Annotated in this window: 15 protein-coding genes; 7 read left to right on the top strand and 8 right to left on the bottom strand. The window is 52.7% G+C overall.

Annotation, left to right across the window (positions count from 1 at the left end; all coding sequences use genetic code 11):
• Positions 1–5: 5 nt before the first annotated feature.
• From A7C91_RS00510 to A7C91_RS00500, 3 genes are all read right to left on the bottom strand, one after another.
• Positions 6–1880, bottom strand: coding sequence for an ABC transporter permease (locus A7C91_RS00510; RefSeq protein WP_234394410.1), 1875 nt, complete (start codon positions 1878–1880; stop codon positions 6–8).
• Between the two features lie 102 nt (positions 1881–1982).
• Complete coding sequence (locus A7C91_RS00505) at positions 1983–3380, bottom strand: ABC transporter substrate-binding protein (protein ID WP_068663943.1); 1398 nt, start codon at positions 3378–3380, stop codon at positions 1983–1985.
• Between the two features lie 93 nt (positions 3381–3473).
• Positions 3474–4532 (bottom strand): CGP-CTERM sorting domain-containing protein, encoded by a 1059-nt coding sequence (locus tag A7C91_RS00500; protein ID WP_068663941.1) that lies wholly within the window; start codon positions 4530–4532, stop codon positions 3474–3476.
• 123 nt (positions 4533–4655) lie between these two features.
• On the opposite strand from A7C91_RS00500, the gene A7C91_RS00495 reads away from it, so the two are divergent.
• From A7C91_RS00495 to A7C91_RS00485, 3 genes are read left to right on the top strand one after another with little or no spacing between them, the layout of a single operon-like run.
• Positions 4656–5783 carry a tyrosine--tRNA ligase gene (locus tag A7C91_RS00495; protein ID WP_068663939.1) on the top strand — a complete coding sequence of 376 codons (1128 nt, stop codon included), beginning with the start codon at positions 4656–4658 and terminating at the stop codon, positions 5781–5783.
• A 25-nt stretch (positions 5784–5808) separates the two neighbouring features.
• On the top strand, positions 5809–6273 hold the full coding sequence (locus A7C91_RS00490; RefSeq protein ID WP_068663937.1) for an Lrp/AsnC family transcriptional regulator: 465 nt from the start codon (positions 5809–5811) through the stop codon (positions 6271–6273).
• Positions 6274–6278: 5 nt separating this feature from the next.
• The gene (locus tag A7C91_RS00485; protein ID WP_068663935.1) at positions 6279–8819 is read left to right on the top strand and encodes a DEAD/DEAH box helicase; all 2541 of its coding nucleotides are present in this window, start codon (positions 6279–6281) and stop codon (positions 8817–8819) included.
• A 75-nt stretch (positions 8820–8894) separates the two neighbouring features.
• Here the strand turns inward: A7C91_RS00485 and A7C91_RS00480 are convergent, their stop codons facing one another.
• Positions 8895–9686, bottom strand: coding sequence for a DUF63 family protein (locus A7C91_RS00480; protein ID WP_068663933.1), 792 nt, complete (start codon positions 9684–9686; stop codon positions 8895–8897).
• A gap of 92 nt (positions 9687–9778) precedes the next feature.
• On the opposite strand from A7C91_RS00480, the gene A7C91_RS00475 reads away from it, so the two are divergent.
• Both A7C91_RS00475 and A7C91_RS00470 read left to right on the top strand, forming a co-directional pair.
• Positions 9779–10171, top strand: coding sequence for a hypothetical protein (locus A7C91_RS00475; RefSeq protein WP_068663932.1), 393 nt, complete (start codon positions 9779–9781; stop codon positions 10169–10171).
• A gap of 60 nt (positions 10172–10231) precedes the next feature.
• A complete protein-coding gene (locus A7C91_RS00470; RefSeq protein ID WP_234394409.1) occupies positions 10232–10867 on the top strand; it encodes a P-loop NTPase family protein in 636 nt (211 codons plus the stop codon).
• Here the strand turns inward: A7C91_RS00470 and A7C91_RS00465 are convergent.
• A complete protein-coding gene (locus A7C91_RS00465; RefSeq protein ID WP_068663929.1) occupies positions 10864–11625 on the bottom strand; it encodes an energy-coupling factor transporter transmembrane component T family protein in 762 nt (253 codons plus the stop codon). The two genes, A7C91_RS00470 and A7C91_RS00465, sit on opposite strands and share 4 nt — an antisense overlap.
• Positions 11622–12413, bottom strand: a complete 792-nt coding sequence (locus A7C91_RS00460; protein ID WP_068663928.1) for an energy-coupling factor ABC transporter ATP-binding protein — start codon at positions 12411–12413, stop codon at positions 11622–11624. Before A7C91_RS00460 ends, A7C91_RS00465 begins: the two co-directional genes overlap by 4 nt.
• A gap of 48 nt (positions 12414–12461) precedes the next feature.
• Between A7C91_RS00460 and A7C91_RS00455 the strand changes: the two genes are divergently transcribed.
• A complete protein-coding gene (locus tag A7C91_RS00455; RefSeq protein ID WP_068663926.1) occupies positions 12462–12977 on the top strand; it encodes a biotin transporter BioY in 516 nt (171 codons plus the stop codon).
• Positions 12978–12984: 7 nt separating this feature from the next.
• Here A7C91_RS00455 and A7C91_RS00450 read toward each other — a convergent pair whose 3' ends face one another.
• Both A7C91_RS00450 and mobA read right to left on the bottom strand, forming a co-directional pair.
• Entirely contained in the window at positions 12985–13926 is a 942-nt protein-coding gene (locus tag A7C91_RS00450; RefSeq protein WP_234394408.1) for a type 1 glutamine amidotransferase family protein, read from the bottom strand.
• A 216-nt stretch (positions 13927–14142) separates the two neighbouring features.
• Positions 14143–14733 carry a molybdenum cofactor guanylyltransferase gene (gene mobA, locus A7C91_RS00445; protein WP_068663924.1) on the bottom strand — a complete coding sequence of 197 codons (591 nt, stop codon included), beginning with the start codon at positions 14731–14733 and terminating at the stop codon, positions 14143–14145.
• A 145-nt stretch (positions 14734–14878) separates the two neighbouring features.
• Here mobA and A7C91_RS10925 point away from each other — a divergent pair, with 145 nt between their 5' ends.
• Complete coding sequence (locus tag A7C91_RS10925; protein ID WP_199920055.1) at positions 14879–15052, top strand: hypothetical protein; 174 nt, start codon at positions 14879–14881, stop codon at positions 15050–15052.
• Positions 15053–15072 lie beyond the last annotated feature (20 nt).

Genomic DNA, 15072 nt, shown 5'->3' with positions numbered 1-15072 from the left:
TCACCTCATGTGAGACCGATGAAGGAGTACCTCTGCTTGGTCAGCAGGTTGACAATCACTATTGACGTTATCTGCACCACGATGAGGAGCACACCCATCGCGGCCACTATGTGGACGCTTCCAGTTGCTCCCCTGAGGACTTCGGCCATGTAAGCGGTCATCGGCATCTTATCTGGCTGCATTGCACCGAGGGTTATGCTCGTGCTTGTCTCGCTCATGGCATAGACGAAGCTCAGCATCGCGCCTCCGAAGACGTTTAGGTAAATCAGGGGCATGAGGACGCTCGCTATGGTCTTCCACCTCGTTGCGCCGAGGTTCATGGCCGCTTCCTCAAGGGAAACGTGAACCTGCTGCAGTCCGGCGTAAGTTGAGCGCGCCGCGAAGGGCAGACGCCTGATGGAGTAGGCCAGTATGAGCACAAACGCCGGGTTGAAGGCGTTGAGGTTCGTTGGGTCGAGGAGGGTTCCCTTAAATGCCGACGAGAAGAAGTAGAAGTATCCCATCGCCACGACGATACCTGGGACGGCCATGGGCAGTATGACAACGCTCTCGAGTATTGGTCCGAGCTTGCCCTTGAACCTGCCCGCGGCATAGGATGACGTAATTGAGAGCAGGATTATGAGCACTATTGCTGATCCAGCGTAGGTGAGGCTGTTGACGATGGCAGAGCTGACCTGTGGATCAGTGAACATCATCTTAATCCAGTCGAGGGTGAAGCCCTGTGGGAGTGGGGTGGTGCTCCACTGCTCCGAGAAGGCGAGCATTATGACACCTATCTGAGGGAAGATGGTGAAGATCAGCAGCGGAACGAGGACGAGGTAAATTATAGCGGCTTGCCATGACTTGGGCTTTGAAACACGCGGCTTCCACCTTCCGCCCTTGCTTATCATCGAGTACTGCCTCAGGCTGACGTACTTCCTGATTCCAAGGAAGGCCGCTATGGCCAATACGAGCATGATTATCGAGAGGGCCGCTACCTTGGGGCTGGTGACACCGAGCTCGTTGATGAAGCTGCTGTATATCTCATAGGAGATAAGCTTCTTGGCGAATGGGTGGCTGTGGAAGACTATTGGTGCGGCCAAATCCTCGAGACTGAAGATGAAGACGAGCGTCGCTCCCGCGGCTATGCCCGGAAGGGCGAGCGGGAAGGTCACCGTCCTGAAGAGGTGGAAGCCTTTGCTTCCGAGGTTTTCGGCCTGCTCCTCCAGGGTTGGGTCTATGTTGATAAAGCTCGCATAGGCGTTGAGGTATACTATTGGATAGTAGGCCATTATCTGCGCCAGCGCGACACCGGCGAGACCATCAACCTTAATGAGCGGAAGAATGCCGAGGATGTCGTGGAAGATATAGTTGAACACTCCGTTTATGGCGAACATCTTCTTGATGACGTAGGCGTTGACGAAAGGAGTGACGAGCAGCGGGATGAAGAGCAGAATTCTAATGAGGTTCTTGCCCTTGAAGTCGTAGCGGGCCATAACGAAGGCGAAGACCGTTCCGAGGATGGCCGTGGCAAGGGTGACAACAATCGCCAGTATGATTGAGTTGAAAATGATTCCAAAGTCGAGGCCTTCAAAGAGGTAGAGGGTTTCTCCTCCCGGCCCCGGGACGACTTTGACGAGCTCTCCGTCGGGTCTAAAGCTTATGTACGTTGGGTCCGTTAGTATGCTTCTGAACCACTCGAGGGAGAAGTGTCCGTTGTATATGAAGGCCACACCGAGCATTAAAACCACGGGAATTATCAGGAATAGCGCTATGTAGCTGAGTGGAAACAGATACGAAAAAGCTACTATTGGCTCGAAGAGCGGCGTTCCAAACAGCCTCTCGCTCCATTTGCTGACTTTGGCCAAATTGAACACCTCCTTGGGTTTATGTCTTGCCAACTACCACTGGCCAAACTGTCCTGTTTAAAAATTGTGGGTTTAAATAGTTTGCCGTGAGAATGTTAAAGAGAAGGAAATTAAGAAAAGCGCGGGCGCAGCCCTTCAGCCGCCGATGAGTTCTTTGAGCTGCCTTTCGACGTCAAGGTACTTCTGCCTTGCTGCTTCTTTCCACTCAGTCATTATCTGGTCTCTGAAGTTGGCGTCCTCCAGGAGCTTGTCGTTTATCTTGGCCGCGTACTCCTCGGTGAGGGTTACTTCCTGGCCAGTCTCGGGGTCTTTGAACTTTATCGGGGCGAGCAGCTGAGCTTTGAGCTGCTCGAACTGTTCGTCGGTTATCTTGCCCTCATTATGGGCCTGGACAAGCTCTACCCAGACCCTGTGGAGGTCGGCGTTGGCATCAACGAGGGTGGCCTTGAAGTACTGCTTGACGACGTTAACGGTCTTAAGAGCCCTGGCATCATCGAAGTATATGCCCTGAGCCTGGAGAGTGAGGTTGTAGGCCTTCCAGAGGTCGGGCCTCTGCTTTCCTGCGTCGGTATAGAAGACCTTCGGATTAACCGGCATCCTGTTAACGTGTTCGTCGAGCCATATCTTCTGACCGTCGGTAAGGAGCCAGTAGATGAAGGCGTAAGCAGCATCGACCTTGTCAGGCGAGATGCTCTTGACGATGGCTATCGGGTCACCGTTGAGGACGCTTTCCCCGCTTGGGATTATGTAGACACACTCCGGGTTCTGCTTCATTGCGGTGTATCCGTAGAAGTCAATGGTGGTACCAACGGCGATGTTTCCGGCTATGACGTCGTCCCTAACGGCATCGCTCGCGTCGTATATCTTGGCGTTGGCGGCTATCCTGGTGAGGATCTGCCAGCCCTTGTCCCAGCCGAAGGCCTGGAGGATGATCTGGTAAATCCTCGTGTTGGAGGTGCTCCTAGTTGGGTCAGCAATTCCGACCATCTGCGGGTCCATGGCGAAGGCCTCACTTCCAAGGTCCTCCCACTTCTCGGGCTCCGGAAGGTTCCACTGCTTAAGAACCTGCTGGTTGATGGTAAATCCGAAGGAGGAAAGCGCAGCTGCTATCCAGTAGACCTTGCCGTCGTCGCCATACCTGACGAGTGGGATACCGTTTATCTCTTCTCTAATGTCGGTTCCGATGAGACTAAGAATCTTTTTGTCCTCTATTGGCTTGAGATAGCCGAGCTTGTTGAGGTCATCGAAGAGAGTCGGACCACCACCCCATGCAAGGTCAGCATCGCCTCTGTCGATGAGCTTGATCCAGGTCGCTTCTGTGGCCTTGACGAACTTGAGGTCAACGATGTTGTACTGCTTGGCGACATCGCTATTGAGGAACTCTTCCTTGGTGAGCTTCTGTATGGTGGTGTCATGTCTCGTTAAGATAACAAGGGTTATTCCAGAAGACCCGCCGTTGCTGCTGATACAGCCGCTCGCAATGACGCTAAGGGCAAGGAGCAAAATAAGGCCGATTGATGCCAGCTTCTTCATGGTTTATCACCTGCTTAGGTTCAATCGATTGAAATTGCTCAAAGTCAATAAAAAATTAATGGTTCAAAAGGCAAAGAAAAGGGGGAGAATAAATCACTTCCTCCTTCTGTAGAGGGCAAGCGGTATGAGAGCGAGGCCAACCAGAGCAGCCGGACCGCAGGTGCTGTTTTCACCGGTCTCGGTTGCAGTCTCCTGGCCGAGCTCCTGCTGGACATAGATGGCCCACTTAATAAAGTTGGTGACGAACTGCGGCCCGTCAAGCTGTATGCCCTTGTACTCGGGAGTCCACATTGGCTCATAGCCACCGTAGGGGGTCTCGCCGCTGACTATGAGGACGTTCTTCTTGTCGGGGAAGAGCTGAACCGCCATGAGTGGGAACTTGCCGGTGTCACCGGCGGTGTAGGCGTTGGCTGCTGGGTCAGTGTTCTCAACGATCTGGCCATCATCGCTGCTGGTGACTATAACGTAGATGTTCTCGATTCCACCGCCGACTGGAAGCGGCTTCCAGTTGCCGCTCTCATCAACGTAGGCAACAACACCCGGTCCGTGGAAGAGAACCTTTCCACCGTTGGCGAGATCCTTGGTTATCATGTCCTTCTCAGGGGTGTCCGGATCGGGATTAACAAGACCAATGACACGGTAGCCAGCTCCAGCGTTGCTGGTAGCGTCCTCAACTGAGGCCTGGTCAACTCTGAGGTTGGCACCGATTGCATCGAGAACCGTATCGGCGAAGTCAATCCTGTTCGGACCGTCACCGTAGTCAGAGTCTGCAGCCACCCAGAGAATCCTGTTGCCGTCGTTCCACCACTGGACGATGGCCTGTATCTCGTCCGGGCTGAAGGCCTGGCTCGGCTGTCCGAGAATGAGGAAGTCGACGTCCTTGAGGGCGTCGTAGGTTATCTTGTCGCCGATGTTCTGAATTCCGAGGGTGTCTGCAAGGGTCGGGTCACCAATATAGACCCAGTTAACGTCGCTGATGGTCTTGATCATTCCCTCTGCGAGGACGTTGCCGTCCTTGTCGGTCAGAACAGAGAGGCCCTTGTCGCTTTCACCGTGGGAGAGGTCGATGCCAATGGTTGTGGCGCTGGCCATGGCAAATCCAAAAACACCAAAGAAAACAAAAACCGCAAGTATTATTGCAGCCTTTCTCATGGTATCACCGTCGCTTATACTTCACGAAAAGTTATAAATCTTATGAATCCGAACTTTAACAGGCTAGAAAAAGTTCCGTAAAGTCCTTAAGGGCTTAGGATATTTTGGCTTTAGGTGGTGAGCATGGACATAGAGAGGAAGATAGAGCTGATGACCAAGAAGCCCACGGAGGAACTACTGACCATTGAGAACCTGAGACACCTCCTGGAAATAGGTGCCCCGATGCAGCACTACATCGGCTTTGAAATAAGCGGTTACATTCACTTGGGAACTGGTTTGATGGCCGGTGCCAAGATAGCAGACCTCCAGAAGGCGGGAATAAAGACGAGGATTTTCCTTGCCGATTGGCACAGCTGGATAAACGACAAGCTCGGCGGCGATTTGGAGGTCATCCAGAAAGTTGCTCTTACATACTTCAAGGAGGGCATGAAGCAGAGCATAAAGGTTATGGGCGGCGACCCTGATAAGGTCGAGTTCGTGCTGGCGAGTGAAATCCTCGAGAAGGGCGACTACTGGCAGACGGTCATAGACATCTCCAAGAACGTTACCCTAGCGAGAATGATGCGCTCCATAACCATTATGGGCCGCCAGATGGGAGAGGCCATAGACTTTGCAAAGCTCATCTACCCGGCTATGCAGGTTGCTGATATCTTCTACCAGGGCGTTACCATAGCGCACGCCGGAATGGACCAGAGGAAAGCTCACGTCATAGCCATAGAGGTCGCCCAAAAGCTAAAGTACCACGCTATAGAGCACAACGGCGAGAAGCTGAAGCCCGTTGCTCTTCACCACCATCTCCTGCTCGGCCTTCAGGAGCCGCCGGTGTGGCCGATAGAGAGCGAGGAGCAGTTCAAGGAGCTCAAGACCCAGATGAAGATGAGCAAGAGCAAGCCTTATTCGGCCGTCTTCATCCACAACACCCCGGAGGAGATTAAGCAGAAGCTCAGGAAGGCTTTCTGCCCTGCCAAGGAGGTCAAGTACAACCCCGTTCTCGACTGGGCTGAGTACATCATCTTCCGAGAGGAGCCAACGGAGTTTACAATCCACAGGCCGGCCAAGTTTGGCGGCGACGTTACCTACACGACCTTCGAGGAACTCAAGAGAGACTTTGCGGAAGGAAAACTCCACCCGCTCGACCTGAAAAACGCCGTCGCAGAATACCTCATTGAGCTGCTCAAGCCGGTTAGAGACTACTTCAAAAAGCACCCAGAGCCGCTGGAGCTCATGAGGGAGATAAAGATTACCCGCTGATTCTGTTTTTCATTTGGTGAGCGACATGCCAGGGATAGACGAGAAGGACAGAGAGATCATCAGAATCCTGCGGGAAAACGGGAGGATTACCCTAACTGAGCTGGGTAAGCGAGTTAAACTCTCTCCCGCGAGCGTGAAGAACAGGCTGGAGAAGCTGGAGAAGCTGGGGGCAATAAAGGGCTACTCGGCCGTAATCGACCCAGCTTTTCTGGATGAGTTCGTCCAGGCTTTCTTTGAGATTAGGTTAGCCATCGACGACGGAAGCGTTGATGCAATTCTCTCCAGAATAGCTAAGCTTGACAATGTTTGCGCCGTTTACAGGCGAAGCGGCGAGAACCAGATACTCATACAGGCGAACTTCCATAACACGGACGAAGTTAAGGACTTTGCAGGACTATTGAAGAGGAAGTACTTTGGGAAAAACCTTGAGAGGATTAAGATAACCCTGATAATTGACACCTTCAAGGAGAACTGGGTAACCCTCGGGTGATTCTCATGCTCTTCGTTCTTCGTCCAGGGAAAAAAAAGAACGAATTAGAGGCGTTTTTCATCGAGAACGAACCTGAAAAACTATCCCAGATGAAGAACCTCAAGGCCGATAAAATCTACCGCTTCATAATGCGCGACGGGAGGCTCTTCAAGGTTCTGGAGGGCAGCCAGTACAGGAACCCGAAGGAGATTGAAAAATCTCTGAGAACAGCGAGGATAGTCCTCGTCAACGCCGACGAGTGGGAGGACTACTTCAACCGGAGGCTCCAGAACAAACGCGTTGAGATTGCCGAGCTGTGCCGTTTATGCCTCCTCCAGGGCCAAATCACGGTTCTAACGGAGGGCAACAGGATAAAATACCAAAATGAATTCATCTGCGAGCGCTGCGCCGAGGACGAGCTGAAGAGGGAGCTCCGTTTCAAGTTCAACAGCGTAGCCATGTTTGACCAGGCGAAGAAGCTCCTCAAACGCTTTAGGGATCTTGACAAGGTTCTCTATGCCTTTGACCCCCGCTTCGACCCGACTAAACACCCGGAGGTCACGAAGTGGGACGAGCTCAAGGCCAAGCACGCAAGGGTTGAGAGGCTCAAGGTGGACGAGCTGAATCTCCCGGAGAAGTTTAAATCCATTCTCAAGTCAGAGGGTGTTAGCGAGCTCCTTCCCGTTCAGAGCTTGGCCATAAAGCACGGCCTTCTGGAAGGTGAGAGCTTACTTGTGGTTTCCGCCACGGCGAGCGGGAAGACGCTCATAGGCGAGCTGGCGGGGATTCCGAAGGCAATGGAAGGAAAGAAGATGCTCTTTTTGGTGCCCCTTGTGGCCCTAGCCAATCAGAAGTATGAGGCCTTCAGGAGAAGGTACTCAAAGCTCGGCCTTCGCGTGGCGATAAGGGTCGGCATGAGCAGGATTAAAACGAAGGACGAGCTTGTAGTTGTAGATACGGGTATAGATGCCGACATAATAGTCGGAACCTATGAGGGAATTGACTACCTCCTTAGGGCTGGGAGAAAGATTGGCAACGTGGGAACCATTGTCATAGACGAGATACACACCCTCGACGACGAAGAGCGCGGGCCGAGGCTGGATGGGTTAATAGCCCGCCTCAGGAGGCTCTACCCCAACGCCCAGTTCATCGGCCTGAGCGCGACGGTCGGAAACCCCGGTGAGCTTGCCAAGGAGCTCGGGCTTAAGTTGGTTCTCTACGACGAAAGGCCCGTCGATTTGGAAAGGCATATACTCATTGTCAGAAGCGAAGGTGAGAAGTGGAGGCATATAGCGAATCTCTGCCGTGCTGAGGCGAGTAGAAAGTCGCGGCAAGGTTACAAGGGGCAGACAATAGTCTTCACCTTCTCACGCAAGAGGACGCATGAACTTGCCGCATATCTCACGAGCAAAGGCCTAAAGGCGAAGCCCTATCACTCTGGCTTACCTTACAGACAGAGAAAGCTCACCGAGATGGAATTCCAGGCTCAGATGCTCGACGTTGTAGTTACCACAGCCGCCCTAGGAGCGGGCGTTGACTTCCCGGCTTCGCAGGTCATCTTTGAGAGCCTCGCCATGGGCAACAAGTGGCTTACCATTAGGGAGTTCCACCAGATGCTCGGCCGCGCTGGAAGGCCGCTCTACCACGAGAAGGGCAAAGTCTACATCATAGTCGAGCCGGGGAGGAAGTACTCAGCCCAGATGGAAGGCTCCGAGGACGAGATTGCGTTCAAGTTGCTCACCGCTCCAATTGAGCCCGTCATCGTTGAGTGGAGCGACGAGCTCGAGCAGGACAACGTTCTGGCCCACGCCTGCGTCTTCAATCGTCTCGACGTCATCGAGGACGTGCAAAGTAAATGTCTCGGCGCCAACCAGAGCGCCGAGAAGGTTCTGGAGAAGCTGGAGGAGTATGACTTCGTCCACCTTAATGGCTCCCTCGTCGATGTCACTCCCTACGGAAGGGCCGTGAGCATGAGCTTCCTCCTGCCTAAGGAGGCGAGCTTCATAAGGGAGAGCCTCGGAAAGAGGCCATCAAGGTGGATAGCAATCAAGCTCTTCCCCTTCGAGAACATCTATCTGAGCGGAACGCTCCAGAGAGAGCTTGAAGGCGCCGTGAGGGGAAGGCTGAGCGCCAACGTCTTCTCACCGAGCTTCGCGTCGATCCTGGAAGAGCTCGATAAGGTTATCCCAGAACTCAGCCCGAACGCGGCCGAGAGGCTCTTCACAATCTACCAGGAGTTCTTTATGTGTCCCGAGGATGACTGCACCGAATATGCCATGGAGCGCGTTAGCAACCTGATAATCGAGCTCAGGCGCCAAGGAAAGCACCCCACTCAGATAGCCGACCACTTCAGAACGGTCTACGGGCTGATCGTTTATTCCGGCGACGTCTTCACATGGTTGGACGGCATAATCAGGAAGCTAGAGGCGATTGAGAGAATCGCGAGGGTCTTCCGCGTCAGGGAGGCGGAGAACGAGGCGAAGGTTCTGAGAAGGGAGATTGAAGAGGGAAGAACGCTCGGTAGAGAAGGCCAAAGGGGAAGAGGGGAACACGGTTATCGCCGGTGACTGCTCTTAAGGATAACCGTGTTCTCCTTTTTTGACTTCAGCTTTCTGCAAAGATAAAACCGGGAGATCCAGAGCTCAGCCTATCTGCAGCACCAGCTGAGCTGGATCCCTTATGGCTGGGCCGAGGCCGAGGATGTAGATGGCCAGGTACCAGAAGTAGCGCTCCTCCTCGTCCGGGACTAGGTATTTAAGGCCGTAGTAGACGATGACCAGGATGAAGGTTATCCAGGGGTAGTAGAAGTATGCCCCCAAGTGTGTGACTAGGATATTCTCCAGCCAGTGGACTTCCCTGTATCCGTAGAAGTGAATCGCTACCACCGTCGAGGCTATGTCGAAGTAATGGGCTAAGACTGGGTAGAGGTAGAGCCTCTCGAAGGGCCTCCAGCGGTAGAAGGCAAAAACCGCGAGGAAGCTCACCGCCGTGTGAATCAGCGTCAGCTCGTAGGGTTCCCAGCTCTTGGCGTTGGTGACGAGAAGATAGTTGGCCCACAGCGCTAAAGCCGTCCCCCAGGCAACGTTTATCTTGGGGTATGTCTTGAGCTTTGCATCGGCTATGAGAGCTGGGACTATAAGAACGAAGGCCGTAAAGAATATTCCGGGCGTTAGAATTAGTGGATTCTTGGGGAGGACGCCTCCATCGACCAGCGCCCTTACGGTTGCGCCAAAAACTACCATCGGCGTTACGGCCAGGAAAATCCTCTCATCGACCCTGATTTTGAGGGGCTTAATTATATGCTTATATGAATATATAATTCCGAAGCCGAGCAGAAGGGCATATACAAAGGTGTTGTATGGGTTGTAACCACTCCTCGTGTACATCGGTTCGATGAAGTACTGGTTTATAAAGCTCCACAGGAACTCCAGCATTTTCTCCACCGACTGGAATAACTCCTCCAACTTAAAGGCCTTTTGGGAGGGTTAATAAGTTGGGAGTTAAATTTTTCATCGGAGGTGAAAGAATGCCCTACGGGCATGGATTTGTATATGGACTCGGGGCTGCGTATTTCCTCGGTTTCCTGTTCTCCCTGTTCATAGCAGGGTTCTTTCTGTCGCTAGCGGCCTATCTGGTCGGGATAAAAGAGGCCTCAACGCTTAAGGCGATGCTGGCAATAGTTGGCGGCGGAATCGTTGGAGCAATAGCGTACGCTGTGGTTGCAGTGCTGCTTATCTGGATAGCCCCAATGAATGTCCTTCTCGCGGTAGTAGCATTTATCCTGGCCTACGTATGGGTCATTAAGACGATTTTCAACACCGACTGGGTCAGGGCGTTTTTAGCCTGGATTCTGGCGGCGATAATAGAGGTCGTGGTGGTAGGGCTCCTCGTGCTTCTCGGTCTGGTTGCCCTGGCATGACCCTCTGACTCTCATTATTTTCGGAAAGGTATAAATATCCCGGGCACGCTATACTACGTGATGCCCATGTTCTTCCAACCGGCCGAGGTTCAATTGAGGGAGGTAAAGCCCTTCGAGGAGTTTCCCCTCGGGTTTGGCGAGGGGAGCCTAGCAGGGATCATCTCAACTGACGAACTCGCCAGCACGGTTTTTCTGTACCACCTGGTGGCGAATGCCCTGTCTGAGGGGCCCGTTTATCACGTAGGACCTGGCAGCTCCTTCTCGATTAAAGTGCTCAAGCGCCTCACCGAGGACGTCTCGAACCTCTACCTCGGCAACGTCTACTCAATGGAAGAGCTTTCAGAAGCACTCAAACTCGTGGAAGAGCACTCCCTTATTGTTATATCCCACTTCTCCACGCTTCTCAACAGAAACGCTGAGGTTATTATGGAACTCAGAAGGCTGGTCGATGAGAAAGGCCTGATACTGGTTCTCACCCACACCACAATGGATCTGAACGAACTCGACTTATCCGGCGAGTTCCGAGAACTCTACACACTCCCAGAGCTCTTCGAAAGCCTGCTCGTTCTCAGAACGAACTCCTACCGCGGCCATTACCGGCTGAACATGACCGTCCTCAAAGCTCCGGCCGAGTTCATTTCGAGCATCGGGAATCATTCAATACCGATTGACTCACTCGTTAAGCCGCTCCTCTAACTGTATATCCTTATGTGGCCGAGGCCAAGACCGTACCTGACGTAAAGCGCCAGCGCAAAGAGGAGCAGAACGGCCAGGGTGGCTGCATAGTCCCTCCCACTCATCTTGATGTCGTATAGGAACGTTCTCTTCTTGCTCGCACCCAGAGCGCGGCTCTCGAGGGCTATGCTCAGTTCGTGGGCAGTCTTGAGTGAGGAAACTAGGAGTGGAATCAGGACAACGGTCATCCTCTTCGTTCTGACTATGAAGTTGCCCTTCTCCATTTCCCAGCCGCGTGCCATTTGGGCGTCCATTATGTTTTTCGTCAGCAGGTAGAGGGTCGGAATGTAGCGGAGGGCTATTGAGATCGTCAGCCCGAACTCATAGGGCATGCCCAAGCGAACGAATCCAAGAATAAGGTCTCTCTGGGGCGTTGTCATCAGCAGGATGAAGGTCAGCAGGCCGAAGGTGAGCAGCCTGAAGGAGAAGGAGATTCCGAGGAGGAAGCCCATAAGTCTGGGTCTGTAGATTATCGGCCATACGATTATCGTTATCGTAACGATTGGCAGGAGGGGCTTCAGAAGGCGGAGTTGTTCTTTTATTTCAATCCCTCCAATCAGGCGGCCGTGGAGAAGGGTGGCGAAGAACAGAGGGAGGAGGAAGTAGGGGTCGTTGAAAAGCATTATGCCAGCTATCCCGACTATCGTGCCAATTATCTTGACGCGCGGGTCGAGGCGGTGCAAGAGAGAAGTCCCCTCGCGGTAGAATGAGTACATCATACCCCATCACCCACTATGGCTCTCACGAGATCGCTGACGCTTTTGACGAACCCCACTCCGAGCCGCTCACTTACCCTCAGCAGTTCGGGCTTCTCGAGCCTGTAATCGTGCAGGGGCAGGGAGAAGAACTCTTCTACTGAACCATCAAAAACCTTCCTTCCATCATTAAGAAGCACTACCCTCTCGGCAAGCTCTAAAACTAGCTCCATGTCGTGAGTTATTAGAAGAATTCCATGCCCCTCCTCCCTGAGCTTTTTTATGACCTTAACCACGCTCCGCGAGCTCCTCGCGTCCAGACCGGTCGTCGGCTCGTCGAGGATGAGGTACTTCGGCTTCATCGCCAGAACACAGGCTATGGCCAGGCGCTGCTTTTCCCCACCGCTCAGGGAATAGGGCGTCCTGTCGTCGTATTCCTGGAGATTGACGGACTCCAGCGCCCACCTCACCCGCTCTTCCACCTCACTCTCGCTCAGCCCGAGGTTCTTCGGCCCGAAGGCAACCTCATTGAACACGTTCTCCTCGAAGAACATGTGCTCCGGATTCTGGAAGACGTAGCCAACGACCATGGACAGCTCCGCGACCGTATGTTCAGTTGTCCTCATGCCATCTACGAGAACCTCCCCCCTGGTCGGCTTCAGGAGGCCGTTCAAGTGTTTGGCAAAGGTTGTCTTTCCGGACCCGTTGGGACCTACTAGTGCTGCTATCTCCTCGCCCATCTTAAAGTCTATGCCCCTCAGCGCTTCCTTTTTGTTCTCGTAGATATGCCAAAGATTTTTAACTTCAATCATCGGGGAATTTTCAAGGTTTCGAGTTTAAAAGCTTTCCAAGGTGGTAGCATGAGGGCTAAGGAGGTTGCCTTTGCGGGACTCCTCGCAGCCTTAACTGCGGTTGGGGCCCAGATAAGCGTTCCAATTGGCCCCGTCCCAGTGACGCTTCAGGTGCTCTTCGTACTCATGAGCGGGCTGATTCTGAGGGCAAGGCTTGGACTTCTCAGTCAGCTCGTCTACGTTGTCATGGGGGCAGTGGGTCTCCCAGTGTTCGCCAACTTCCATGGCGGCTTTGCAGTTATCTACGGCCCGACTGGCGGCTACATAGTAGCGTTTCCCATAGCGGCCTATCTTACCGGGCTGTTCACTGAAAGGCTTGGCAGAAGAGGAATGCTCATCGGCTCCATCCTGGGAGTTGGGATTATATACCTCCTTGGCTGGCTGAGGCTCGGCCTCTTCATGGGAGGGGACTTCGAAAAGGCCTTCCTCCTCGGCGTCACTCCATTCCTGCCAGTGGATACAGTTAAAGCCGCTGTTGCCATTGTGATAGCAGACAGGGTCAGAAAAGCGGTGGAAATAGGGTGAAAAGAAGTCACCAGTCTTCCATTGCTTCTTTCAATATTCCAACTGCCTGCTTCTGGTGCAGTGCGGCCTTCCTTAAGTCTATGAAGATGTAAACTCTGGGGAAGTTTGAAACAACGGGACCGTATCTACTTGCGTTCGCATAGTAAGCTGCTGCGGTGTCGTTCTGAGTCATAGCGAGCCCGAGCGTTTCGTTGTCCATTCCTCCGGCCACAGCCTCTCTGTACATTGTGTTGAACTTCTCAAGCGCCCGCTTGTACTGGATGTAGTAGTAGAAGTTGAATGTCATGAAGTCTGTTCCTCCAATGACAATAACCGGAGCAACTGGCACGAATTGGGAGTAGCCCAAGTTGTTCATGAGCATTTCCCTGAAGAATGCTTCCCACTCCGGACCTGTCCTTGCGACGCTGTATTCTATGGTTAGTCCGGTCACGAAAACCTTGCCGCTTCCCAGCGAATATATCGCTGTGCTTGGTTTGTTGTAATCAGGGGTTCCCGAGGGTGCCTGAACTGTAATTATCTCCGCGTTAGCTGGCAGGTTGATGAAGTAGCCGTGGCTCGCGTAGCTGCTCACCAGAGTTGTGCCGTTGGCTATCAGATAATCGTAGCTTGAGTAACCCTGCACTATCTCCGCTCCTCCGGGTAGAGGTGTTGTCCATACCCCTCCGTGCCATCCCCAGTTGGCGGCATGTATCTCTAGGATTCCTCCGGCCCTCACATACTCCTCGAGCTTGTTCATCTGAGTGCCGAGGTCGTCGTAGAATGCCTGCGGCTGGTCGCTTACAATGATTATCATATCGTAGGTCTCGATTAGCTCTTGGGCAGTTTTGTTCTTCAGCTCTCCCGAGGTCATAACGTCGTAAGGTACCCCCATATCCGTGAGCATGTTCTCCAATGCAGGTAAGTTCCAGGCGTCTACGTTTTTCAGAATCAGAATATTGTATCCGCTCATGGGCCCAGCAGAAACAATACCTGGGCTAAATACGCCCATCACACTAAATAGAATTAGCAGCGATACCGCTGCGCTGAGAATTTTTTTCATAAATCATCTCTCCCTTTGGTCCGAACCAAGCAGAAGAACTTTCGAACTTCTGCCATGTTAATTATGTCGCTTCTACTATTTAAGGGTTCCCACGAAAATTTGGAAAAATTTCCGGCAAATCTGGGTTCAGAGCTTCCTCAGCGTCTCCTCTGCAAAGTGGACGTCGAACTGGTTTCTCACCTTAAAGAAGCTCAACGTAACCTTCGGGTTTCTCTTGGCAAGCTCCTCGATGGAGACGGGCTCGTAGTCGAGGAACTCCGTAATCCTGCTCAGGCTTTTGTAACCCTCTGCCAATGCCGCTTCTATAGCATCCTTCAGCGCGTTGGATTCATAGACGGCGTGCGTCATCTCCGCAGTCCCGTCGCGCCAGACCGGAATTAGGGCTTTGGGTTCGTTCTCATAGAAGAGACCAGTCAGGTAATTTACCAGGAAGGGCATTATGAGTGGCATGTTGCCCTCGGCGAGAAATATTGACTCTCCGGATGGAAGGGCGTTTAGAAGGGCTTCGAGCTTGTTCCTTCCTTTGGCCGGCAGGGGGTTTAAGACGTGAAGGGAATAGAGCTTCAGCTTGTCTTTCCTCACGATGGTTATTACATCATCTATGCGCTTGCTCATCAGAAGCCGCCTTTCAGTAAGCTTTACCACAGGCTCGTCGTTTACTGGTATCGTGTAGTTCTCCCAGCGCTTCTCTGGGTAGGCCAGGATGTATGCTCTCATGGGCGGAAGTTAGATGGACCGTTTAAAAGTTTTTTCTCAATTTCCTGTCACTTGTATAAATTTCTCTCCAAAAATTTTAAATTTTGCCGGTTCTTTGATATTTTAGTGGGATAGATGATACTAAGGACCATGAGTACTTGGTATCTTGGCAACGTATTTATACCCTTCTTCGCAAGCAGTCCCAGGATGGGGCGGTGAGGACGAAGTCACCGAGAGCGATTTCGAGGCGCTGGAAGAGTACCTGAAGAAGGAAAGAATGGAAGCTGAAGCCATAAAATTCACGACGGATTACGCGGTTAGAGTTCACTTCTACCGCTGACGCCATCTTTTTAAATCCTC

The sequence above is a fragment of the Thermococcus piezophilus genome, assembly GCF_001647085.1.
Lineage (GTDB): Archaea > Methanobacteriota_B > Thermococci > Thermococcales > Thermococcaceae > Thermococcus > Thermococcus piezophilus.
The sequence above is the reverse complement of the archived record's forward strand: the minus strand, read 5'-3'. Positions and strand labels throughout refer to the sequence as shown.

Excerpts from the sequence above, each read along its gene's own strand:
- A7C91_RS00475 (WP_068663932.1), top strand. The coding sequence starts at position 9,779 with ATGCCCTACGGGCATGGATTTGTATATGGACTCGGGGCTGCGTATTTC.
- A7C91_RS00485 (WP_068663935.1), top strand. The coding sequence starts at position 6,279 with ATGCTCTTCGTTCTTCGTCCAGGGAAAAAAAAGAACGAATTAGAGGCG.
- A7C91_RS00470 (WP_234394409.1), top strand. The coding sequence starts at position 10,232 with ATGCCCATGTTCTTCCAACCGGCCGAGGTTCAATTGAGGGAGGTAAAG.
- A7C91_RS00455 (WP_068663926.1), top strand. The coding sequence starts at position 12,462 with ATGAGGGCTAAGGAGGTTGCCTTTGCGGGACTCCTCGCAGCCTTAACT.
- A7C91_RS00495 (WP_068663939.1), top strand. The coding sequence starts at position 4,656 with ATGGACATAGAGAGGAAGATAGAGCTGATGACCAAGAAGCCCACGGAG.
- A7C91_RS00490 (WP_068663937.1), top strand. The coding sequence starts at position 5,809 with ATGCCAGGGATAGACGAGAAGGACAGAGAGATCATCAGAATCCTGCGG.
- A7C91_RS00500 (WP_068663941.1), bottom strand. The coding sequence starts at position 4,532 with ATGAGAAAGGCTGCAATAATACTTGCGGTTTTTGTTTTCTTTGGTGTT.
- A7C91_RS00505 (WP_068663943.1), bottom strand. The coding sequence starts at position 3,380 with ATGAAGAAGCTGGCATCAATCGGCCTTATTTTGCTCCTTGCCCTTAGC.
- A7C91_RS00450 (WP_234394408.1), bottom strand. The coding sequence starts at position 13,926 with ATGAGCGGATACAATATTCTGATTCTGAAAAACGTAGACGCCTGGAAC.
- mobA (WP_068663924.1), bottom strand. The coding sequence starts at position 14,733 with ATGAGAGCATACATCCTGGCCTACCCAGAGAAGCGCTGGGAGAACTAC.
- A7C91_RS00480 (WP_068663933.1), bottom strand. The coding sequence starts at position 9,686 with ATGCTGGAGTTCCTGTGGAGCTTTATAAACCAGTACTTCATCGAACCG.
- A7C91_RS00460 (WP_068663928.1), bottom strand. The coding sequence starts at position 12,413 with ATGATTGAAGTTAAAAATCTTTGGCATATCTACGAGAACAAAAAGGAA.
- A7C91_RS00465 (WP_068663929.1), bottom strand. The coding sequence starts at position 11,625 with ATGATGTACTCATTCTACCGCGAGGGGACTTCTCTCTTGCACCGCCTC.